The sequence below is a fragment of the Lachnobacterium bovis genome (assembly GCF_900111325.1).
Taxonomy (GTDB): Bacteria; Bacillota; Clostridia; order Lachnospirales; family Lachnospiraceae; genus Roseburia; species Roseburia bovis_A.
The window spans coordinates 1-2,097 of the sequence record NZ_FOGW01000057.1 but is presented as its reverse complement, the minus strand read 5'-3'; the positions used below and the strand labels follow the sequence as shown (position 1 = coordinate 2,097).

The following is a 2,097-nucleotide window of genomic DNA, read 5'->3' as shown; positions in this document are numbered from 1 at the left end:
ATTTTCTTAATCTTTTTTACCTGATTTAATCAAGTTATCAGACTAGCTTATAAAATCCTACTCAGACTATTTATCTGTTAAATAATTATATTTCACATAATCATATATTTATCTGGTTTTACATTTTTTCTTTTTTACTATTACTTCTTTGCTAATCCAATCGCTTGTTCTAATTATTTGGTATTTAAAATCTAGTTACGATTTTTTGAACCAACTGTTGTATCAAATTCTTGATATGCTTCTGCGTTTTTAATAACTCCATCTTCGATAATGCTCTTTTTATTTTTCTTATAGCATTAACTATTCCAAACAATGATATTTGAGTTATGTTAAAAATATAAAGTAATCTTTGCTAATGCGAGCAAGTCAATCAACACTATAATTGTAGCACACAGTAGTTAAAAAAAAAGCATTTTATGAAACTTTTTTTGTTATTTTTCTCCTTTCTCGGGCGTAGGAAAACTGAAGAAATTGAAATACGATTATATTCTTACAAGCTTTTAATCTTACTCTTCCAACTAATTAATCAATTCGCCAGAAATACTATTAACTCCACTTTGGAATTGTTTCAATGAATCAGTACTAAATTTAAATGCTTGATCATTACTTCTATTTTTGTAACTTTCAAAGCTTGATGCTTCTGTATTAAACTCTTCTTGTTCTTTACTATCGTTAAGAAATACTTTTTTCCTATTATAGAATTTATTTATTTCCTCACTTTGTAAATCTTGTTTATTAATCTGATCAATTTTTTGCGAACGTGTATCCGCATCAAACCAACCTTTAGTGCCTTCTTTTTCCCATTTTTCCATAGCAATTCTTGTAGCTGGATCTAATCCCACTTTTGTTAAATATATATAGTTTTTCTCAATATCACTCTTATCTTTTTGAGTGACAACAAATTCTGATGCAAACCACATACCATAAGCATTCTTAATTCGATTATCCCTATTGTCATTTATATACTCTAAATTATTCATCTTTGGTTCCGAGCTACCATGAACTTTTACATATGTACTTTGGATTTTTTTCTCTTTTTTATCCAAACTCCATATTCCTTTTGATTTATATGATGTAACTTTAAAGTCTGCGTTCTTATTATCTGCGTTTAGAATTAAAAAAGCACCCGATTCTTTATAACAATTATTCTCTTCATCATAATTAATTAATTCTGATTCAATAACCATAAATACATTTATTGTATCCATTTTTCTATAAAAAGATTTATACAACATTTTTGTTCTTTCAGATACATTTGACTCTTGTTTCTGTTCGTTGATTTGATTTCCTATTATGGACTGAGTGTGAGTTTGTTCGTATTCTTTTGCGCAATCCTTACTATTTTGCTCAGCCAAATCTAACAATCTATCACGCAAAACCAAAGTCCATCTAGTTGTATATTTTTTCCCGAACTTCATATAAAGTTTAGCTTTTTTCTCTGAATCTTTATTGGTTGAAGCGTTATCATACTTTTCTTTTAGACTCTTATGTCCTGATGCATCAACACTTTCTAGCAAAATAGTCATATCTTCCAAAAAATGCTTTCTATCTTTTATTTGTTCATTATTCAAATATTCACTTACTAAAACTGTTGTTCCAACATCAACCTCATCAGGATTAATTGCAAATACTTCACTTAATGATTTGTCATCACCTTTTTTTAGGTTATTGATTATCTCTCGCCCTTTTGCATTTGCTCTTTTATAGAACCAATCATAAGTGAACTTGCTAATTTGGGGATACTTGATTGAGTCTGAATCTTCGTTTATAGTTTCATTTTCTCTTTTAACAAGTTTTTTTACTGCCTCATCTCGAACTTTTTTTTCTGTTTGTGTCTTCGGTTCGGTGTAAAAATATTCTTCTGTTAACACTCTTTTTTGTGTTGACCAAAAATATATTCCAATTATACTCAATAATACTATTACCAATAAAAAAGCTAAAACTTTATGTTTACTTATTCTATTTTTATCATCTTTTATAAAAATTTTACTTATCATTTATATTCCTCGTATTATATAGTAGTAGTTTTTAGAGACCCTCTCCAAGGTCTTTATAACTATTAAGTCATAGTCTTTTCTTTACCTTTTCTATAGGTTC

1 protein-coding gene is annotated in these 2,097 nt (G+C 28.0%); it reads right to left on the bottom strand.

All coding sequences use genetic code 11. The features are described 5' to 3' along the window. Positions 1-518: 518 nt before the first annotated feature. Positions 519-1,997, bottom strand: a complete 1,479-nt coding sequence (locus BMY79_RS11740; RefSeq protein WP_027422414.1) for a hypothetical protein — start codon at positions 1,995-1,997, stop codon at positions 519-521. Positions 1,998-2,097 lie beyond the last annotated feature (100 nt).